The sequence below is a fragment of the Candidatus Methylomirabilota bacterium genome (assembly GCA_036002485.1).
GTDB lineage: Bacteria > Methylomirabilota > Methylomirabilia > Rokubacteriales > CSP1-6 > AR37.
The window spans coordinates 1-20,709 of the sequence record DASYTI010000096.1 but is presented as its reverse complement, the minus strand read 5'-3'; the positions used below and the strand labels follow the sequence as shown (position 1 = coordinate 20,709).

General features: G+C 68.3%; 20 protein-coding genes. 14 read left to right on the top strand and 6 right to left on the bottom strand.

Features of this window, described 5'->3' with window-relative positions; translation table 11 throughout:
• The 6 genes from VGT00_09380 to VGT00_09355 form a co-directional block, all read right to left on the bottom strand.
• On the bottom strand, positions 1-471 hold a 471-nt coding region (locus VGT00_09380; protein HEV8531616.1), incomplete at its 3' end, for an FAD binding domain-containing protein.
• A 4-nt stretch (positions 472-475) separates the two neighbouring features.
• Positions 476-922 carry an SRPBCC domain-containing protein gene (locus tag VGT00_09375; protein ID HEV8531615.1) on the bottom strand — a complete coding sequence of 149 codons (447 nt, stop codon included), beginning with the start codon at positions 920-922 and terminating at the stop codon, positions 476-478.
• A 12-nt stretch (positions 923-934) separates the two neighbouring features.
• Positions 935-1,942, bottom strand: a complete 1,008-nt coding sequence (locus tag VGT00_09370) for an LLM class flavin-dependent oxidoreductase (GenBank protein ID HEV8531614.1) — start codon at positions 1,940-1,942, stop codon at positions 935-937.
• 224 nt (positions 1,943-2,166) lie between these two features.
• On the bottom strand, positions 2,167-3,636 hold the full coding sequence (tcuA, locus tag VGT00_09365; GenBank protein HEV8531613.1) for an FAD-dependent tricarballylate dehydrogenase TcuA: 1,470 nt from the start codon (positions 3,634-3,636) through the stop codon (positions 2,167-2,169).
• A gap of 12 nt (positions 3,637-3,648) precedes the next feature.
• On the bottom strand, positions 3,649-4,392 hold the full coding sequence (locus VGT00_09360; protein ID HEV8531612.1) for a dienelactone hydrolase family protein: 744 nt from the start codon (positions 4,390-4,392) through the stop codon (positions 3,649-3,651).
• A 1-nt stretch (position 4,393) separates the two neighbouring features.
• A complete protein-coding gene (locus VGT00_09355; GenBank protein HEV8531611.1) occupies positions 4,394-5,446 on the bottom strand; it encodes an isocitrate/isopropylmalate family dehydrogenase in 1,053 nt (350 codons plus the stop codon).
• A 263-nt stretch (positions 5,447-5,709) separates the two neighbouring features.
• Between VGT00_09355 and VGT00_09350 the strand changes: the two genes are divergently transcribed.
• The 14 genes from VGT00_09350 to VGT00_09285 form a co-directional block, all read left to right on the top strand.
• Positions 5,710-6,993: a pyridoxal-phosphate dependent enzyme gene (locus VGT00_09350; protein HEV8531610.1), complete on the top strand. Its 1,284-nt coding sequence runs from the start codon at positions 5,710-5,712 to the stop codon at positions 6,991-6,993.
• Positions 6,971-7,975, top strand: coding sequence for an LLM class flavin-dependent oxidoreductase (locus tag VGT00_09345; protein HEV8531609.1), 1,005 nt, complete (start codon positions 6,971-6,973; stop codon positions 7,973-7,975). Before VGT00_09350 ends, VGT00_09345 begins: the two co-directional genes overlap by 23 nt.
• Entirely contained in the window at positions 7,966-8,985 is a 1,020-nt protein-coding gene (locus VGT00_09340; GenBank protein ID HEV8531608.1) for a TIGR03619 family F420-dependent LLM class oxidoreductase, read from the top strand. The genes VGT00_09345 and VGT00_09340 overlap by 10 nt, the downstream gene beginning before the upstream one ends.
• A complete protein-coding gene (locus tag VGT00_09335; protein ID HEV8531607.1) occupies positions 8,982-10,157 on the top strand; it encodes a Xaa-Pro peptidase family protein in 1,176 nt (391 codons plus the stop codon). The genes VGT00_09340 and VGT00_09335 overlap by 4 nt, the downstream gene beginning before the upstream one ends.
• Positions 10,158-10,177: 20 nt before the next feature.
• Positions 10,178-11,350, top strand: a complete 1,173-nt coding sequence (locus VGT00_09330; protein ID HEV8531606.1) for an ABC transporter substrate-binding protein — start codon at positions 10,178-10,180, stop codon at positions 11,348-11,350.
• A 265-nt stretch (positions 11,351-11,615) separates the two neighbouring features.
• Positions 11,616-12,485: a branched-chain amino acid ABC transporter permease gene (locus VGT00_09325; protein ID HEV8531605.1), complete on the top strand. Its 870-nt coding sequence runs from the start codon at positions 11,616-11,618 to the stop codon at positions 12,483-12,485.
• Positions 12,486-12,487: 2 nt separating this feature from the next.
• Positions 12,488-13,435, top strand: coding sequence for a branched-chain amino acid ABC transporter permease (locus VGT00_09320; GenBank protein HEV8531604.1), 948 nt, complete (start codon positions 12,488-12,490; stop codon positions 13,433-13,435).
• Positions 13,436-14,191 carry an ABC transporter ATP-binding protein gene (locus tag VGT00_09315; protein HEV8531603.1) on the top strand — a complete coding sequence of 252 codons (756 nt, stop codon included), beginning with the start codon at positions 13,436-13,438 and terminating at the stop codon, positions 14,189-14,191.
• A gap of 88 nt (positions 14,192-14,279) precedes the next feature.
• Entirely contained in the window at positions 14,280-15,035 is a 756-nt protein-coding gene (locus VGT00_09310) for an ABC transporter ATP-binding protein (protein ID HEV8531602.1), read from the top strand.
• A 246-nt stretch (positions 15,036-15,281) separates the two neighbouring features.
• Positions 15,282-16,424, top strand: coding sequence for an amidohydrolase family protein (locus VGT00_09305; GenBank protein HEV8531601.1), 1,143 nt, complete (start codon positions 15,282-15,284; stop codon positions 16,422-16,424).
• A 29-nt stretch (positions 16,425-16,453) separates the two neighbouring features.
• The gene (locus tag VGT00_09300) at positions 16,454-17,653 is read left to right on the top strand and encodes an amidohydrolase family protein (GenBank protein HEV8531600.1); all 1,200 of its coding nucleotides are present in this window, start codon (positions 16,454-16,456) and stop codon (positions 17,651-17,653) included.
• 158 nt (positions 17,654-17,811) lie between these two features.
• The gene (locus VGT00_09295; GenBank protein ID HEV8531599.1) at positions 17,812-18,417 is read left to right on the top strand and encodes a DinB family protein; all 606 of its coding nucleotides are present in this window, start codon (positions 17,812-17,814) and stop codon (positions 18,415-18,417) included.
• Positions 18,401-18,841, top strand: a complete 441-nt coding sequence (locus tag VGT00_09290) for a nuclear transport factor 2 family protein (GenBank protein ID HEV8531598.1) — start codon at positions 18,401-18,403, stop codon at positions 18,839-18,841. Before VGT00_09295 ends, VGT00_09290 begins: the two co-directional genes overlap by 17 nt.
• A gap of 9 nt (positions 18,842-18,850) precedes the next feature.
• Positions 18,851-20,709 (top strand): S9 family peptidase (locus VGT00_09285; GenBank protein ID HEV8531597.1); only part of this gene is annotated, 1,859 nt, incomplete at its 3' end.

Below are 20,709 nucleotides of genomic sequence, written 5' to 3'. Positions count from 1 at the left end.
CTCGTATGGTCCGCGGATGAAGTCCGCGAGGGCGATGTCGCGCGTGCCCCGCCGGGACCAGAGGCCGAGCGTCGCGTCGAGGGCCAGGAAGAGGGTGGCGAGGTCGCTGTGCGGGTCCGCGAAAGCCAGGTTGCCGCCCACCGTGCCCACGTTGCGGACGCGCACGTTCGCGACGTGTCGCGCCACCCCGGCCACGAGCGGGCAGCGCTCCTGGACGAGCGCGGAGCGCTCCACGCCCCGATGGCGAACGGTGGCGCCGATGGTCAGGGTGCCGTCCTCGGCCGTGATCGCCTCGAGATCACGCACGGCCTTCACGTCGATCAAGCGTCGAGGGCGGATCAACCCCTCTTTCATGAGAAGCAAGAGCTCGGTGCCCCCCGCGTAGAGGACGGACTCCGACGGATGGGCCGAGAGGAGATCCGTGACCTCGTCCAGGGTCGAGGGCCGGTCGAGGGTGAAGGGACGCAGCACGCGGTCAGGCTCCCGCGGCCTGGCCAAGCCTGACGCCGAACTCGTCCAGCATGTCTCCGGCCTTGCGCTCGATGACCCCGTGCCCCAGCGAGCCGAGGGTGCCGAGGATGCGTCCTTCGGCGACGATGGCGAGGACGCTCGCCCCCTCGCGCTCCGTGATCTCGAGCGTCACCTGCATGCTGATCTCGGCGCCGATGGCGGGATCGCGGCCCTTGGCTTGCAGAGCGAGCCGATGGGGCGAGACGGCCGAGAGGATCTCGACGTCGAGCGGCACCGAGAGACGAATGGGGCCGACCTTCTGGATCATGCGGGCCGTGTAGCGCTGCTGCGGCGCGACCTCCTTGGCCTCGGCGCAGCCGGGCATGCACTCGACCATGCGCGGCACGTCCCACAAGAGGGCCCAGAGCTTGTCGGGCGTGGCCGCGATGGCGATCTCACGGGCGGCTCGCACGGCGACTCCTTCTCATGCGAGAGCTCCCGCCGGCTTCACCACCTCTTCGGCGATCATCTGGAGATAGTCGATCCGCGCCCGCACCTCGCGGGGCAGGCTATAGATCGTGAAGCCGACCTTGTCGAGCCCCATCTCGCGGGCGCGGCCCAGCGTCTCCACGCAGTCGCGGGGCGAGCCGTTGACCGTCCACTCGTCGAGGGCGGTGTCGAAATCGAGCTGGAGCGGCACCATGGTCGTCTCTTGCATCTCCCAGCGCCGGTACATCGCGAAGGTCTTCTCGAGATATTCGCGCGCGGTGGCCAGCGCCGCGGTCTTGTCGGCCGCCACGATGAGGCTGCGTGAGGCGCCCACGCTGCCCGGCGTACGCGTGCCGGCCTCGGCTCGCGCTCCGCGAAAGATCTTGCTGAGCCCGGCTATATCGCGCCAGGCGACCTGCGGTCCGAAGAACACGCCGTCGGTGAGGCGGGCGGCGCGGCGAGTGGCCCCTTCGCTCTGCGCGCCCATCTCCAGCGGTGGGTGCGGCTGCTGATACGGGGTGAAGCCGAGGCGCGCCTTGGTCACGCTCGTGTAGGCGCCGTGGAAGGTGACTTCCTCGCCGGTCCACAGGCGCTTCATGAGCGCCAGCGACTCCTCGAGCTTGGGCACGCGATCCTTGCGCGCGAGCCCGGCCGCTTCCAGCTCTCGCTCGCGATAGCCGATGGCCACGCCGACGTCGAGCCGGCCATGCGTGATGTGGTCCAGGGTGACGATGTTCTCTGCTGCTTCGACCGCATTGACGATGGGCAGGAGGAGCACCGAAGTCTTGAGGCGCATCTGGCCGGTCTCCGGGGCCAGCCGGGCCAGGATGGGGAAAGGCTGCGGCCACACCGTGGGGTGAGAGATCCAGTGCTGGCCGATCGAGACCCAGGCAAAGCCCATGCGCGAGGCGGAGGCAACGACCTCGATCGCCTCGTCGATGATTCGCGTGGCGCCGCGGTCCGTTGGGCTCCAGAACGGCGTGAGGTGAAACCCGATCTTCATCTTATGGCAGCCCCCTTATCTACTCAGCCCTCGCCTCGCGGCTGCGCCGCTCAGCTCGAACTGCGCGGCCCTCTCCCCCGTCGCGGGGGAGAGGGATTCAAAAATTATCCGCGGCTCCGCCATCTCATCCCTCTCCCCCATCGGGGGAGAGGGTAGGGTGAGGGGGCAAATGCTGAGGGGGCAAATGCTGAGGGGGCGAATGCTGAGGGGGCGGTTCAATCGGCTCAGTCTCCGGCCGCGTGAGCCCCGGCCAGTCGGCCGAAGACGGCGCCCGACATGAGCCCGGTGCCGCCCGGATAGTTGCCGTGAAAGAGCCCGCCCACCATCTCGCCGCAGGCATAGAGGCCCGGGATGGGCATCCAGCTCGTGCTCATGACCTGCGCGCAGTCGTTCACGCGCACGCCGCCGAAGGTGAAGGTGATGCCGCCCGTGACGGGATAGGCAAGGAAGGGCGGCGTGTCGAGCCGTTGCGCCCAGTTGCTCTTGGGCAGCGGCAGCCCGCGCGTGGCGAGGCCGTCGCGCACGGTGGGGTCGAAGCGCCCCTCCGTCACCGCGGTATTGTACTCCTCGAGCGTGCGGCGGCAGGCCGCGCGATCGAGGGAGAGCTTGTCCGCGAGGGCCTCGAGCGAATCGGCCATGGCCGGCGTGCCCGTCTTGTAGCGCCCCTCGAGCAGATGCAGCACCTTGCTGTCGAAGATCTGCCAGCCGACGCCGCCGGGCTCGTTCAAGATGATGCCGCCGAGCTTGGCATAGGTGTAGAACTGGAAGTCCTCGCCCTCGTCGAAGAAGCGCAAGCCCCGCGCGTTGACGAGGACGCCATAGGGATAGGACAGCCGGTTGGTCTTGTCGGTCAGCTTGCGGTCACCGTGCGGCGGGGCATCGGCGTCGATGGGCGTCGAGTGGCAGCCCGTCCACTGACCATGCGGCAAGGCGCCAAGCTCCATCGCCATGCGCAGGCCGTCGCCCGTGTTGTAGCGCGTGCCGCGCACCTTGGCGTGATCCCAGGGTCTCCCGAGATAGCGCGCGCGCCATTCCGGATTGGCCTCGAAGCCGCCGCAGCCCAGGATGACCGATTTGCCGGATAGCTCCGCGAAGCCCTCGGGCCCCTGGATACCCACGCCCGTGACACGGCCGCTCTTGTCCTGGAGCAGGCGTACCACCGCCGTGTCGTAGCGGATGTCCACGCCCTGGCGCTCGGCCGCCTTGAACCACATCGCCGAGAGCCCCACCCCTTCGTGCTTGGCGCGGATCACCGCGCCGGGAGACCACTTGATGGTGTTGCCGACTTTCACCGCAGAGAGCGACACCGCCGGCTCCATCTCGATGCCCTGACGCGCCATCCAGCAGGCGGTGTCGTAGGAGCGGCCGATGAGGAGCTCGGCGAGCTCGGGGTCCGTACGCCCGTCGGTGACGCGCAGCAGATCGGCCATGAAGAGCTTGTGGGGGTAGGCCTCGACGCCGGCGAAGAAGCCGGGCACTTCAGTTTCGGCGTCGGGCACGAGGATGCGCAGATCCTCGGGGCGGTCGAAGGCGATGCGAAAGAGCCCGCCGCTATAGTGCGTGTTGCCGCCGCGCAGGGTGCGCGGCGCCTTCTCGAGGGCCACCACGCGCCCGGCCCCCTGCTCGCGCGCGGAGACCGCCGCGGCCAGGGCGGCATTCCCGGCGCCCACCACGATGACGTCGTAGTCACTCACGGGCAGCGATCGTCAGTTGAGGTGCTTGCCGAACCAGGCGAGGACCTTCTTCCAGCCGTCCACGGCCGCGGCTTGCCGATACTGTGGGCGGTCGACGGCGAAGAAGGCGTGGCCGGCATTCTCGTACGTGTGGAACTCGTAGGTCTTCCCGTGCTCCTTGAGGGCGGCCTCCGTCTTGGCCGTGTCGTCCGGTGATGGGCGCGTGTCCTCGATGCCAAAGAGCCCGAGCAGGGGACACTGCAAGCTCTTGGTGAAGTCGATGGGGGCCACGGGCTGGCGCGCCGTCAGCTCCTCCGGCTTCGCCACGACGCCTCCGCCATAGCAGTCGATCGCGGCATCCACGCCGCGCAGCGTGCACGCGGCCAGATAGGCTTGGCGTCCCCCCGAGCAGTAGCCGATGACGCCGACCTTGCCGTTCAGATAGGGCAGGCTGCGGAGGAAGTCGATGGCACCCTGGACGTCGCCCATGGTGCGATCGTCGGGCATGCCGCCGGCCGCGCGGATGCTCGCGCTGTTCTCCTCGGGCGTGGCCTTGCCCTCGCGGAAGTGCAGGTTGGGCACGATGGCGACGTATCCGTGATGGGCGAAGCGGCGCGCGATCTCCTTGTTCGCGATATCCCAGCCCGGCATGTGATGGATGATGACCACGCCCGCATACAGGAGCGCGCTCAGGGGGCGGGCCAGGTAGGCGTCGATCTGATCTCCCTGATGCCCTCGGATCAGGACGGTCTCGGCGAGCTGGGCTTCGTATGTCATATCAGGCGTTCCTGTAGGCGGCGAGGACGGCCTGGGCCATCTCGCGCGTCTTGGCCGTGCCGCCCTGGTCAGGGGTGAGCGTCTTGCCGTCGCGGTAGACACGCCCGACGGCGGCCTCGAGTCGCAGCGCCTCGGCCTCCATGCCCATGTGCTCGAGCATGAGAGCGGCCGAGAGAATGGTCGCGGTGGGGTTGGCGATGCCCTGGCCCGCGATGTCGGGGGCCGAGCCGTGGACCGATTCGAAGTAGGCCCAGCCTCCGTCTCCGAAGTTGCCGGAGGGCGCGAGCCCCAGGCCGCCCGCCGTCTCCGCGCCGAGATCCGAGAGGATGTCGCCGTAGAGGTTCATGCACAGCACGACGTCCATGGATTTCGGGAAGCGCACGAGGCGTCGCGACGCATCGTCGACGTGGAAGTGCTCGAAGGGGAGGCCGGCTTCGCGCACGATGCGCTCGGCCGTCTGCTGGAAGAGCCCGTCGGTCTGGCGCAGGACGTTCGACTTGGTGACGCAGGTGACCTTGCCGGGCTTGCCCTTGGCCTTCCGCTTGCGGGCGAGGTCGCAGGCGAAGCGCGCGATGCGCTCGGCACCCTTCGGCGTCACCACCTTGACGGCGAAGTGTCCCTCGTGGCCGAAATCCTTGATGCGGCGTCCCGTCCGGTCGCTGAGGTTCGGCATGACATCGATCAGGTCGGCCAGCGCGCCTTCGCGGCCCGGATAGATGCCCTCGCTGTTCTCGCGAAGAAGGACGTAGTCGATGCCCTCGGGATCGGCCAGCGGCGAGCGCATGCCCGGGAAGAAGCGGATCGGCCGCACGCCGGCCCACGCCTGCATCTCCCACCGCAGCCAGGCCACCACCGCCGAGGTGGCGGGGCCGGCCGCGCCGAAGAGCACGCCGTCGGCTTGGCGCGCCGCCCGCTTCGTCTCCTCGGGCACGGGATCGCCCTGGGGAGGCGTGCTGATCTTGAGAGGCAGCCCCGTGCCCATCAAGAGCTCGCACGTGGCGTCGACGACCTCGATTCCGATGCCCTGTCCGGGCAGGGCGACGACGGTCTTCATGGCCATCCTCCTTGTCGGGAGCCATACCATAGCACCTCGGCGCTCCCTCGGCTTCGCCGCCGAGAACCATCCGCGACGGCCACGGCTAACTCAGCTCTCGCCTCGCCGCTACGCTACTCAGCTCGAACGACTACCTCAGCTCTCGCCTCGCCGCTACGCTGCTCAGGTCGAACGGCTAACTCAGCTCTCGCCTCGCAGCTACGCTGCTCAGCTCGAACAGCCACGTTGACAATTCCGAGAGGGGGTTCCTATACTCCGGCGCCATGCCACCCCGCGCGCGCGTGCTGGGGCTCGAGTGCCTCCGTTGCCGAGCGCTGTTCGACGGGCCGCGCCTCTTCACCGGGTGCCCCCAGTGCGGGCAGCAGGGCGTGGGCGTCAACCTCACCGTCAAGCTCGATCTCGAGTCGCTGAAGGGCCGGGGGTCCGAGTTGTTCGCGCGCAGCGCCGCGGCCGGCGGCCTCTGGCGATTCGGTGCGGTGATGCCGGTGGCGATCGAGCACGCGGTGACCATGGGCGAGGGGGCGACGCCGCTCATCCACCTCGAGCGGCTGGGCCGACGGCTCGGCCTCTCCCGGCTCTACGCCAAGGACGAAGGCCAGAACCCGACGTGGTCTTACAAGGACCGGCTGTGCTCGGTGGCGGTGACCCACGCCGTGGAGACAGGCGCGCGCGTCATCACGGTGTCGTCCACGGGCAATCACGGCGCCGCCACGGCGGCGTATGCCGCGCGGGCCGGGCTGCCGTGCGTGATCTTCACCCTCGCCTCCGTGCCCGAGACGATGAAGACCCTCATGCAGGCCTACGGCGCCGCCGTGGTGGCGTGCCCGACGTCCGAGTCGCGATGGCAGCTCATGCGTCAAGGTGTCGAGCGGCTCGGCTGGTATCCGACGAGCGGCTGCGTCCTCCCGCCGATCGGATCCCCGCCGTACGGCATCGAGGGCTACAAGAGCCTGGCCTACGAGATCGTCGAGGATCTCGGCTGGACGGCGCCCGACCGCTGCGTGGTGCCGAGCGGGTACAGCGACGGGCTCTTCGGCATCTGGAAAGGGATGCAGGAGGCGCGCACCCTCGGCCTCGTCAAGGAAGTGCCGCGGATGATTGCCGCCGAGCCGTACGGGCCGCTCACGCATGCCATGGAGGCGGGGCTCGACGTTCCGGAGCCGGTCCAGGGCGATCGCCGCTCCGTGGCCTTCTCTGTCGCCTCGCGCTACGGGACGTACCAAGGGCTGACCGCGCTGCGGGAGTCGCGCGGGAGCGGCGTCCAGATCACCGACGAAGGGATCTTCGAGGCGCAGCGCGCGCTCGCGCGGGAAGAGGGAATCTTCGCCGAGCCGTCCGCGGTGACCGCGGTGACGGCGGTGATGCAGCTCAGCGCGGGCAAGGCGATCGATCCCGACGAGGTGGTCGTGGTCGTCCTCACGTCGAGCGGCCTCAAGGATCCGGGGGCGAGCCGAGCCTGGCTGCCCGAGGTGCCGGCCGCGCCCGCGGACTTCGACGGGCTCCTCGTCGTCCTCCACGAGAGCTATGGACTGGCGCTGGACCGATAGCCTCGGGGTGGCGCTCATGGGCGCCGACACGGCCACCCGCGCCCTCGGCTGGGCCCGCGCGGCCGAGCGCGCGGGCCTGGGCAGCGTGTGGCTCATCGAGGACTACTTCCATCCCGGGGCGTTCTCCCTGGCGGGTGGGGTGGCCGCCGTCACCGAGCACGTCGTCATCGGGCTCGGCGTCGTCAACCCCTATACGCGACACCCTGCCCTCATCGCCATGGAGACGGCGGCCTTGGCGAGCATGGCCCCGGGCCGCGTCGTCCTGGGTCTGGGCAGCAGCAACCGGCGGTGGATCGAGGAGCAGATGGGCATCGCCTTCCACGCTCCGCTGACCGGGCTGGGCGAATCCGTGGGCATCGTCCGAAGCCTCCTGCGCGGCGAGCGGGTATCGTATCGCGGCGAGCGCTTCCACCTTGAAGGAGTCGAGCTCGAGCGTGCCCCGAAGGAGGCGGTGCCCATTCTCCTCGGCGTGAAGGGGCCGCGGGCGCTTCGCCTGGCGGGTGAGGTAGCCGACGGCGTGCACTGCTCGGTGCTGGCCTCGCCCGCGCACGTGCGCCGCGTGCGCGAGACGACGGCCGGCCGGACCGGCGACTTCGTGGTGATCAGCTACGTGCCGATGCTCGTGGGGGAGGACGGCCGCCGGGCGCGCGAGCGCATGAAGCCGGTCCTCGCCCGCTACCTGGGCGTGCTGCACGGCCAGTCGATTCTCGCTGACGCGGGATTCACCGTCGACCAGACCCAGCCATTCCGCGACGCGTTCGTCCGCGGCGGCGACGCCACCTCCCTCGTCACCGACGAGATGGTGGGGACGCTTGCGGTGGCGGGCACCCCGGAGGAATGCCGAGGCCAGCTTCGCCGCTTGGCCGAGGCCGGGCTCGACACGGCGGTGGCCGTGGTGCCCCGCGATGCCGACCTCGCGGAGCAGATCGAGCGGATCGGGGGCGAGCTGTCGCCGGCCTGGAGGGAGTTGCGATGGCGCTGAGGTTCGGCGTCCACATCCCCACCTGCATCGAGGGCATGATGTATCCCATCCCCTTCGCCCGCCCGGCGGACATTTCGCCCACGGCCCTCCTCTGCGAGCGGCTCGGCTTCGACTCCGTGTGGGGCAACGACCACATGACGACCCAGCGCTACGTGCAGCGCGAGTTCCCGGACCCTCCCAACTTCTACGAGCCCCTGATCACCTTCACGTACGTCGCCGCGCGCACGACCCGGCTCAAGCTCTGCACGGGTATCCTCGTGCTGCCCATGCGCCACGTGGTGGTGGCGGCCAAGCAGGTGGCGACGCTCGACCAGCTCTCGGGCGGGCGGGTCATCCTGGGCGTGGGCACGGGGGCGTACCGCGAAGAGTACGAGGCCCTCTTTCCCGATGCGAAGGCCGTCCACCGCGGCGCCATCGTGGACGAAGGGATGCGGGCCCTGCGCATGCTCTTCACCGAGCGGCGGGCGACCTTCCGCGGCCGCTACGTGCGCTTCGAGGAGGTGGAGTGCTATCCCAAACCGATCCAGTCCCCGCTGCCGATCTATGCGGGCGGCAACCATGCCGAGGTGCGGAGGCGCGCCGGCGAGTACGGCGAGGGATGGATGCCCGCGGTGCTCTCGCCCGAGGAGATCGCCCGGGGCGTGGAGGACGTTCACCGGGCCGCTTCGAGGGCCGGGCGTGACGGCTCGCGGATCGACATCGCTCCGCAGTTCGCCGTCTCCATCGGGCGCACCCATGAAGAGGCGCAGCGGCGTTTTCACGCCTCCCAGCTCTACAAGCACCTGGAGTCGCTGAAGATGACGACCCTGCGCGAGCAGACGGGCGGCTTCGAGCAGCGCAACCTCATCGGCAGCCCCGAGGAGATCTGCGAGCGCATCCGAACCTACGAGCGTGCCGGCGTCACCACGCTGTCCGGTATGCTGTTCGTGGCCAATACGGTGGCCGAGATGCAGGAGGCCATCGAGCTCTTCGGCCGCGAGGTCATCCCCAACTTCAGGAGTCGCTCATGAACAGCCACGTGAAGGCGCGCCTGACCACGGTGCTCGAGGCCGAGGGCCTCGACGCCATCGTCGCCACCACCACCGAGAACCTCTACTACATGACGGGATTCCGCTCCATCTCCCATGCCCTCTTCCGCGGGCTGGAGCTCTACGGCGTTTTCACCCGGCGCGGCACCGGCCTCGTCGTTCCCTTCATCGACACCACGGGGGTGGCCGCCGACGAGATCTCCGTGGACCATCTCGCCTGTTACGGGAAGTTCTTCTTCGAGTACTCCGAAGATCCGGGGGCGGTGGGACAGAAGATCCGACAGTGGACCGCGGCGCCCGCCGCGAGCCCCGCCGACGCGCTTGCTGCCGTGCTCGGCGATCTCGGCGTGCTCGGCGGGCGCGTCGGACTCGACGAGGCCAATGTCTTTCCGGCGACGTGGCGGCGGCTGGAGGAGCGTCTGGCCGCCACCACGCTCACCCCCGGCTATCAGCTCTTGCGGGGCGCTCGCGCGGTGAAGAGCGCCGACGAGGTCGCGCGGCTGGAGCGCGCGGCCCTCATCGCCGAGGACGGCATCGCCGCCGTGCTGGGCATGCTCAAGCCCGGCGTCACCGAGCACGAGGCCGCCCACGTCTACGAGCAGGAGGTGCTCCGGAGGGGTGCCTCGCCGTTCTTCACGGTGGTCACCATCGGCGAGCGCGCCGCCCTGGCCGATGTCTACCCCTCCGAGCGCGCGCTGCGGCCCGGCGATCTCGTCCGCTTCGATCTTGGCTGTGTGTACCAGAGCTACCGGTCCGACATCTCACGGACCGCGGTGCTCGGCCGCCCCACCGACAAGCAGGCGCGCTACTACGCGGGCGTCCTCGCGGGCGAGCGGGCGGCCATCGCCGCCATGAAGCCCGGCGTTCTCGTGAGCGACATCTTCGACGTGGCGGTCAGGGTGACGCGCGAGAACGGCATTCCCCATTACCAGCGCCACCATGTGGGACACGGGATCGGCCTCGAGCCCTACGACCCGCCCACCATCAACGCGACGACCCGGACGGCCCTCGAGCCCGGAATGGTCTTTTGCGTGGAGACGCCCTACTACGAGCACGGCTGGGGTGGCGTCCAGGTCGAGGACGCCGTGGAGATCACCGCGACCGGCGCCCGCCGGCTCACGCGGTCCAGCCAGGACCTGGCCATCCTCGGCTGAAGGCCGAGCGAGGAGGAGCGATGACACCGACGCGACGTGGTGCGATTGGTATGGCGGCCGTGCTGGTCCTCATGCTCGGGGGAGACTTGCCGGGCGCGCGCGCGCAGGGCCCTCCGCCCATCAAGGTGGGGTTCTCCTCCGCCATGACCGGCCCCTCGGCCATCACCGGCGAGGGGGTGAAATGGGCGGCGCAGATGCTCGCCGACGAGTACAACGCCAAAGGCGGCATCATGGGGCGAAAGATCGAGCTCTCCTTCGGCGACAACGCGGGCACTCCTGGCGAGGCGGTGAGCGCCGTGCGCAAGCTCGTGGACGTGGACAAGGTCGACGTGATCATCGGCCAGACGCACAGCGGAGCCTGCCTGGGCGCCCTGCCCGTGATCAAGGAGCTCGCGGTGCCGATGGTGATCGAGGCCTGCAGCAATCCGAAGATCCGCGAGCTCATCGGCAAGAGCGTCAACGAGTGGGCCTTCCGCGTCAATCCCGACGACGTGATGCTGGGCAACCAGTTCGCCAAGTACATGAGCCAGTCGACGAAGTCGGTGTCGATCTTCGCTCAGAACGACGACTTCGGGCGCGGGGCGGCCGCCGCCTACGACGCCGCCTTCAAGAAGTACGGGATCAAGCTGGTGAGCACGGAGTTCTTCGACCGGGGCCAGGCCGACTACCGGCCCGTGCTCACCCGCGTGAAGCGGGCCAATCCCGAGGCGGTGCTGCTCGTCATGCTGGCCAGCGAGGGTAGCGTGTTCATGCGCCAGTACCGCGAGCTCGGGCTGACGCAGAAGCTCTACGCGCGGGGCAGCATGGCCACCCTCGAGTTCCTCCACCAGGTGCGCGACACCCCGTCGATCGCCGACGGCCTCGTCGAGGCCACCTACTGGACTCCCGTCCTCGATCCTGAATGGGAGAAGCGGTGGCTCGACCGCTGGAAGGTGCCCGTCCGGGTCCACGGCAGTCTGGCCGCCATCGCCTTCCGCTACGCGGTGGCGCCGGCCATCGAGGCGGCGATCAAGAAGACGGGGCGGGCCGACCGTAAATCCATCCGTGACGCGCTGGAGGAGGTCGACGTGGTGAACACGCCGGTGGGCCGAATCAAGTTCGACGAGACACACCAGGCATTCATCAACATGCTCATCGTCGAGATCCGCGGCGGCCAGCTCAAGGTTCTGGAGCGGATTCCCATCCAGCCCTAGCGGCAACTATTCATGAACGCATGAAGATCATTGCACGCTCCCCCTCACCTACTCAGCCCTCGCCTCAGGGCTTCGCCCTTCAGCTCGAACTGCGGCCCTCCCCCCTCCGGGGGCGAGGGATTCGAAAAAAGTCTCCACGGAGAGGAAAAGGAATCAGAATCCTCCGAGATCTTTTCGATGGCGAGACGAAGTCTTATCCCTCTCCCCCAGTGGGGGAGAGGGCAGGGTGAGGGGGAACCCCGAGCCGCGTTCCGGACTAGCGTTCTTGAACGACCTCCTCGAGCAGGTCGTCCACGGTCTCACCCTGGGCTCGCTCTACGCCATGGTGGCGACGGGGCTCGCCCTCATGTTCGGCGTGGTGCGTCTCATCAACTTCGCCCACGGCGAGTTCTACATGCTGGGCGGCTACGCCTTCTGGTACGCCTACGGCGAGCTGGGGCTGCCTTATCCCGTGGCCGGCTTTCTCGCCACGGCGGCCATGGCTGCGTTCGGGCTCGGGTACGAGAGCACGGTGATCCGCGCCATCCTGCCGCGCTCCTGGCACGTCCAGCTCATCGCCACCCTTGCCACGTCGATCACCCTGACCAACCTGGCCATCCTGGTCTTCGGCACCCAGCCCAAGGAGGTGCCGACGAAGCTCTCGTCATCCATCCTCGAGGTCGGCGGCTTGCGCATGGCCTGGCAGCGACTCCTCCTGCTCCTCGCCGCCGTCATCGTCTTCGCCGCCCTCGAGTGGTTCGTCACCCGCACCAAGCTCGGCAAGGCCATGCGGGCCATGTCGCAGAATCGCGAGGCGTGTGCCGTGGTGGGCGTGGACGTCCAGCACGTCGCCCTCGCCACCTTCGCGATCTCGGGCGCCCTCGCCGGCGGGGCCGCCGTCCTCGTGTCGCCGCTCTTCAACATCTTTCCCGACGTGGGCGCCCTCCTCACCCTCAAGGCCTTCGCGGCCGTCATCGTGGGCGGCTTCGGCTACGTCAAGGGCGCCATCGCCGCCGCCTTCCTCATCGGCCTGGCGGAGTCGCTGGCCGCCGGCTATGTCTCGTACGCCTACAAGGACGCCATCGCCTTCGTCGTCATGGTGCTCGTGCTGCTCGTCCGGCCGCAGGGGCTCTTCGGCCGCCGGATCGGGATATGACCATGCGCGCCGCTCGCTGGACGCTCGCGGCGGCTGCCCTCGTGGCCGCGCCGTGGATCGTCGCCGTGGCCGCCCCCGGCCAGCAGCGCTATATCCTGCACGTGCTGATCTTCACCGCCCTCTACGGGGCGCTGGCCCTGAGCTACGACCTGGTCGTCGGCCACGTGGGCAGTCTCTCGCTCGCTCACCCGGCCTTCTTCGGCATTGGCGCCTACACTGCCGCCCTGCTCGCCACCGAGGCAGGCTGGCCGTTCACCCTCGCGCTCCCCGCCGGCATGGCGCTCGCCGGCCTCGCCGCCCTGGCCCTGGGCGTGCCCATGTTCCGGCTGACCGAGCACAGCTTCGCCATGGGCACGCTCGGCTTCGCCCTGGTGACCCAGATCGTGGCCACCAACTGGGTCGAGTTCACGCGCGGGCCGCTGTGCGTGACGGGCATCCCCAAGCCCCAGCTCGGGCCGCTCCGGATCGCCACCCTGCCCGCCTACTACTGGATGGCCCTCGCCGCCGTCGCCCTGGTCGGACTGCTCTATCACGGTCTCACCACCTTTCGCCTGGGCCGCGCCTTCCATGCCGTGCGCGACAACGAGATGCTCGCGGCCGCCGCCGCCATCGCCCCCCTCAAGTACCGCATGCTCGCCTTCGTCATCGGCGGCGCGGTGGCGGGCGGGGTGGGCTCGCTCTACGTCTCGTACATCGGCGTGCTGTGTCCGGGTGAGCTGACGGTGAGCCTCAGCGTCAACCTGCTCGTGATGATCTTTCTGGGGGGAGTGGGGAGCCTGCGCGGCGTCCTCGTCGGCGCCGTCGCCTTCACCGCCCTGCCCGAGATCCTCAGGATGGCCCCGACGTGGCGCATGGTCATCTACGGACTGCTCCTCCTCGTCATCGTGATCCGCTTTCCCGAGGGACTCGAAGCCGTCTTCCGCCGTCGCCGCGTGGCCGCGGGCTCCTAGGTGGCGCTCTTCGAGGTGCGCGGGCTGACCAAGCGGTTCCTCGGCGTGACCGCCGTGGGCGGCGTCGACCTCCACGTGGAGGCGGGCGAGCTCGTGAGCCTCATCGGCCCGAACGGCTCCGGCAAGACCACGCTGTTCAACTGCGTCACCGGCTATCTGGCGCCCGACGAGGGACACGTGACCTTCCGCGGTCGCGACGTGACCGGCGTGGCCACCCACCGCATGGCCCGGCTGGGGATCGGGCGCACCTTCCAGCTCGTGAGCGTGTTCCCGCGGCTGAGCGCCCTCGAGAACCTGCTGACCTTTCTCCAGCAGCACCAGGAGGAGAGCGTCGTGGCGCGGCTTGTCCGCGCGCCGCGCGTCCGGCGCTACGAGGCCGTGGCCGTCGAGCGTGCCATGATGCTCCTCGACTCCGTGGGGCTGGGCGCGCGCATCGACACGCCGGCAGGCCACCTGTCGTACGGCCAGCGCAAGCTCCTCACCTTCGCGGCCGCCCTCATGCCCGATCCGGAGCTCGTGCTGCTCGACGAGCCCGCCGCCGCCGTGAACCCCACCATGATCAACCAGATGAAGGAGCAGATCCGAGGCCTGCACCGGCAAGGCAAGGCCGTGCTCCTCGTCGAGCACAACATGGACGTGGTCATGGACATTTCCCAGCGCATCATCGTTCTCGACCACGGTCAGAAGATCGCGGAGGGGCCGCCCGAGGCGATCCGCCGCGATCCGAAGGTCATCGAGGCCTACTTTGGAGTTTAATCGAAGGGGGCCTCGACGGCCCCCTCCGAGCCTCCCCCAGAACTAGATTGCGCCGGCGAAGCCGGCGCTCGAACGAGGACGAACTAAGATGCACTTCTCCGAAGGCCCACAGACCGAAGCGGACAGGCGTGGCGAGGAGGCGCTGCTCCGTCTCCGCGACGTGCACGCCGGCTATGGCGAGATCGAGGTGCTCCACGGGGTCTCCGCGGACGTCCGTGCCGACGAGATCGTGTCGATCATCGGCGCCAACGGCGCGGGAAAGTCGACGCTCCTCCGCAGCGTGTTCGGCATGGTCAAGCTCACCGGGGGCAGTATCCGGCTCGCGGGGGAGGAGATTGGCGGGGAGAATCCCGTCGACGTGCTTCGCCGTGGCTGCTCCTATGTCCCCCAGGGCCGGTGCAACTTTCCCGCCATGAGCGTCGAGGAGAACCTCGAGATGGGCGCGTACACACGCCGCGATGCCGAGGTGCCGCGCGACATCGAGGCGTTGATGGAGCGCTTTCCCGTACTCGGGATCAAGCGCCGAGCGCCGGCCGGCACGCTCTCGGGCGGCCAGCAGCAGATCCTCGAGATGGCCATCGCCCTCCTCCTCCATCCCCGGCTCCTGCTCATCGACGAGCCCTCGCTTGGTCTCGATCCACGCATGGTCGAGGCGGTCTTCTCGACCATCGTGGCCATCAACCGGGAGGGCACCGCAGTGCTCATGGTGGAGCAGAACGCGAAGCAAGCGCTGGCCATCTCGCACCGGGCCTTCGTCCTCGAGCTGGGCCGGAACCGCTTCGAGGGCACGGGGCAAGACCTTCTCCAGGATCCGGAGGTGCGGCAGCACTACCTGGGCGGTTAGGTACTGGCCCAGTACGCCGGGCGCCCTGTCCGGTGAGGCCGAGATGGCGTATGATGGGCGGACTTATTGCCTGGGAGGGTCCCGTGAGGCGGTTGACCGATATACTTGTGGCTCTGGCCCTCCCGGTGGTGTGCCTTGCCTCTTCCGTGACGCCGGCCGTAGCCGATCTTCACGCTGATTCCGTACTCCGCCCCGTAAGATGATGTCCGGCTCGAGCGATGAACCGACAGAATCGAGGGTGACACGATGAACTACACGCGAATCTCGGCGGATTGCCACATCGACATGCCCTGGATTCCGCCCGATCTGTTCACGGCGAATGCCTCGGCGGCTCTGCGTGATCGCATGCCCTATGTCACCGACGGGCCGGACGGGCCGCAGTGGACCTCGAAGAACGGCGCCTCCTTCGGACTGGTGGGCGGCGTGGGGCCCTCCGGGCAGAAGTACGTTCCGGGCGTCCACTACCGCGCGGACGTCATGGCCTCCACCGGGCTCTACGAGGACGGCAAGAAGGGCATTCGCCGCCCCACCACTCCGGATTTGCGCATCAAGGACATGGAGCGCGACGGCGTGCAGGCCGAGATCATCTTCGGCATCCTGGGCGCGGCCACGCGGCTGGGCGACCATGAGGCGGCGGGCGAGATGTTCCGCATCTACAACGACTGGCTCGTGGATTTCTGCCGCCACTATCCCGACCGCCAGATCGGCCTGGCCTGCCTGCCCTATGGCGATATCGGCGCGGCCGTCGCGGAGATCCATCGCGTGGCGAAGATGGGGCTGCGCGGCATCGAGCTCTCCTGCTCGTGGGACATGGATCCCATGTGGCATCCCTCGTGGGAGCCGCTCTGGCAGGCCGTCGACGAGGTCAGGCTGCCGCTGCACTTCCACACCTTCCCGACCATGCCGCCCAGCGTGAGGGAAAAGGCCACGGGGCTCACGAGGCGTGCCGCCATGTTCACCAGCGTGTCGGGCTTCCAGATGAACCTCATCAATATCATCGCCGCCATCATCGGCAGCGCGGTGCTCGAGCGGTACCCCAACCTCCGCATCTCGCTGGGCGAGAGCGGGATCGGCTGGCTACCCTATGCCCTCGATCGCATGGACTTCGAGTGGGAGGATCGTTTCCGCGACCTCGGCTTGAAGATGAAGCCCAGCGACTACTGGAAGCGGCAGTGCAAGGCCACCTTCCAGTTCGACCGGATCGGCACCCAGATGGTCCACGAGATCGGCGAGGAGACCCTGATGTGGGGCTCCGACTATCCGCACGGCGACGGCGTCTGGCCGGAGTCCTCCAAATACATCGAGGAGCAGTTCGGCCACCTGCCGCCCGCCACCGTGCACAAGATCGTCTGCGAGAACGCGGGGAAGTTCTACGGCTTGATCAAGTAGCTACAGCTCTGCGACCAGGAGGACACTTGATGCGCTACGAGATGATCTCCGCCGATTGCCACGTCGACCTCTGCTGGCTGCCGCCTGATCTCTTCACCGCCAATGCCTCGCCCGAGATGCGCGACCGCATGCCGTACGTGGTGGACGCGCCCAAGGGCAAGACGTGGGTGACCAAGAAGGGCGCGAGCCTGGGACTGGCAGGCGGCATGGGCTCGGGAGGCCGCGAGTATGTGCCGGGACGCATCCACCGGGCGGACCGGATGGCGGAGAAGGGTATCTACGAGGACGGCCGGAAGGGCATACGCCGGCTCACCGATCCCGAGCTGCGGATCAAGGACCAGGACCTGGACGGCGTGCAGGGCGAGGTGCTCTACGGCATTCTGGGCGCCACGGGCCGGATGAACGATCCCGACGCCACCGTCGAGATGATGCGCATCTACAACGAGTGGCTCGCGGACTTCTGCTCCACGCATCCCGAGCGCTTCGCGGGGCTTGCCTCCATCCCCAACAATCCCATCGACGCCGCCATCGCTGAAGTCGAGCGCGTGGCCAAGAGGGGGACGGTGCGCGGCCTCGACATCGCGAACTCGCCCGACCTCAAGCCGCTGTGGGACCCGTACTGGAATCCGCTCTGGGAAGTCATCGACACCTGCGGGCTGCCGCTCCACTTCCACACCATCGGCAGCCGGCTGCCCGAGCCGCTCCAGAAGCTCGTCTTCATGGGATCGGATCTCTCCCGCGCGGGGGCTGAGGTGACGGATGAAGAGAAGCGCCTGGCCCGCATGGCCTTCGCGACGCACATCACGGGTTTTCAGATCAACATGGCCCAGATCCTGATGGCGATGATCTACGGAGGCGTGCTCGAGCGCTACCCGCGGATCCGGATGGTGCTGGGCGAGGCGGGCATCGGCTGGATCCCCTACATTCTCTGGCGCATGGACGGGGAGTGGGAGGACCAGTTCAAGGACCTCTCGCTGACCATGCCGCCCACCGAGTACTGGAAGCGCCAGTGCTGGGCGACGTACCAGACCGACCCTGTGGGCCTGAAGCTGACCGAGGAGCTGGGCGCCGACAAGATCATGTGGGGCTCGGACTTCCCGCATCCGGACGGCATCTGGCCCGATTCGCGCGAATACATCGCGCGCGAGACGGCGCACCTGCCCGCCGACGTGCGGCGCAAGATCGTCTGCGACAACGCCGCGCGCTTCTACAACTTCGCGGGCGCATAACCTCTGCCCCCTCATTATCTCAGCCCTCGCCTCGCGGCGTGGCCGCTCAGCTCGAACGGCGGCCCTCTCCCCAGAGGAGAGGAGGGTTGATTGTTTCTGGATCCCTCTCCCCTCTGGGGAGAGGGCAGGGTGAGGGGAGATCAACGGGAGACTAGAACATGGATGCTCGTGACCTTCTCCTCGATGAGCACTGCCGCGTGCACTCCGCGGCCGTGGGCGGCGACAAGATGTCGATGGCCGAGCGAACCTTCGGTGGCCTCACCGACGAGCAGATGCGGGTGCGGCCCCGGGAGGACCTGAACTCGCTGGCGTGGCTCATGTGGCACATCTCTCGCGCGGAGGACGTCTTCGCCAATCTCCTGATCAGTGGGCGTGATCAGGTCCTCGACGGGGGCTGGTCCGGGCGGCTGAAGATCTCGCGGCCCGACTTTGGCATCGGGATGACCAAGCCCGAGGTGTCCGAGCTGAGCGAGAAGATCGACATCGCGGCGCTGCGGGACTACCGGGACGCCGTGGGCCGGCGGACACGGGAGATCGTCGGCGGTTTCGGACCGGGCGACTGGAAGGGCGAGATCGAAGCCAGCGCCGTCGAGAAAGCTGCCGCTCTCGGCTGCTTCGGCACCCGCGCCGAGGGAATGGTGAAAGCCTTTGCCGGCCGGTCGCGTTCCGCGGTGGTGCCCGCGATTCTGATCATGCACTCCGCCGGGCACATGGGCGAAGCGGCCACGGTGCGCACCGCGGGAGGTTTTGGCTCTGGAGTCTGAGCTTCTGACATTTCCCAAGGGTGAGGATCCCTGGTCGCGCGAGCAAGTGGCCGGGCTGCTCCGCGCCGTCGAGGACATGTTCCACCGGCGCGATATCGAGGCACTGGTGCACGGCTTCACCGAGGATTGCGTCGTTCGGTTCTCCGAGCAGCCGGAGCTGCGCGGACGCGATGCGCTCCGCAAGCTCTTCACCGCGCGCCTGTCGCGGCAGAAGAACTACCGCCTGCAGAAGACGCTCCTGGCCCTCGAGGGGAACGTCCTCGCTAATGTCTGGGAGGGCACCTGGGAGGACCACGAAACCGGCAAGCGCATGGCGGGCCGCGGGCTCGAGGTGTGGCGGATGCGAGACGGTATGATCGCTGTCTGGGACGCCGCCTTCAACGTCTGGGAGCGGGACGGCGAGCGAAAATCACCGGTCATGTGAGGGGGGCGCATGCGAGCGCTCGCATCCTGTCTTCTCGCCATAACCCTCTTCGTCGGCTGCGCGGAGGAGCTGCCGCGCCGAGGCGCCGCGGACAAGCCGCCCGAGCTCATTCCCGTCTCGCGCTTCTTCGCCAATCGGGAATCGAACTACGGGTACCGTCTCTCGCCCGACGGGACCAAGCTGGGCTGGATCGCCTCCCACCAGAGGCGCAGCACGATCTTCTTTCGCTCTCTCGATGATCGGCAGCCGACGATTCTCGACACGCATTCCTCCCGGTCGATCTTCGGTTTCCGGTGGGCCCAGGACAGCCGCCACGTCCTCTACGGGCAGGACCGCGACGGAGATGAGAACCTCCACGTCTATCTGGCCGACACGGAAGCGCCGACCGACAAGCCGGTCGACCTGACCCCGTGGCCCAGCTCACGATCCTGGATTCATCGGGTGCTCCGCGCCGATCCGGCGCACGTCATCATCTCGTCGAACCGGCGCGATCGCTCGATCTTCGATCTCTATCGTGTGAGCCTGGCCACCCGCGAGGCGAGCCTCATCGCCGAGAACCCCGGCGACGTCACGCAGTGGATGACCGACCAGGACGGGATGCCGCGTGCCCGCCTGAGGCGCTCGGGTACCGGGCAGAGTCTGGAAGTCTGGCGGACGGGCACGTGGCGCGCCGTCCGGACGCTCGCCGACGAGGAGTTTCAGGTCGAGCTGCTCGGCGTGACGCCTGACGACCGAGGGCTCTGGGCCTTGTCGGGCGGCGGTCGTGATCGCCGAGCACTCTTGCGCGTGGACCTCGAAACGGGCAAAGACTCCGTTGTCTACGAGCATCCGCGAGTGGATGTGGAGTGGGTGCGAGTGAGCGAGCGCACCCGAACTCCCCTGATCGCTTCCGTGAATCCGGACTATCCGAGGGAGACGGTGTTCGACCCCGAGCTAGCCGCGGCCCTCGCCTCCCTCAAGCGCCGCGGCCCGGCGAATCTGTGGGTCCTCAGTCTCGACGATGCCGAGCGGCGGATGACCGTCCAGGCGGGCACGGATAGAGGATACGAGTCGTATCTCGTCGAGCGCGGCGGGGGCGAGCCGGTGCTCCTCGGACGGTCGCCGTCGATGGCGTTTGCCGACGCGCTGACTTCCGTGGAGCCGGTCGCCTTCAAGAGCCGCGACGGGCTCGAGCTGCACGGCTATCTGACGCGCCCCGCCGGCTTCACGGCGCCGGGCCCGCTCGTCCTCGTCGTCCACGGCGGGCACTGGTGGCGCGACTACTGGCTCTACGACCCGGAGGTGCAGTTCCTCGCGAACCGGGGCTACGCGGTGCTGCAGGTGAACTATCGCGGCTCCACTGGATACGGCCGGCGCTTCATGGAGTCCGCCATCGGCGAGTACGCGGGCAAGATGCACGACGACCTCGTCGACGCGGTGGGCTGGGCCGTCAAGCGCGGAGTGGCCGATCCGAAGCGCGTGGCCATCTACGGGGGCAGCTACGGAGGCTATGCCGCCCTGGTCGGCATGACCTTCACCCCCGACGTATTCGCCTGCGGGGTGAGCGTGGTGGGCCCCTCGAACCTCGTGACTCTCTTCGAGACGATTCCGCCCTACTGGAAGCTGACCTACGTCCCGCGATTCTTGAAGTACATCGGGGATCCGTACACGCCCGAAGGCCGGAAGGCTCTCGAAGCGCGCTCCCCCCTCTTCAAGGTCGATCGCGTGCAGGGGTCGATTCTCCTGATTCATGGCACGCGGGACAGCCGGGTGAATGTCCGCGAGTCCGAGCAGATGGCGAGGGCGCTGCTCGAGGCCGGCAAGGATGCGCGTCTCGTCCTCCTCGACGACGAGGGCCACCTGAATAGCTACGGCAATTTTCGGAACGC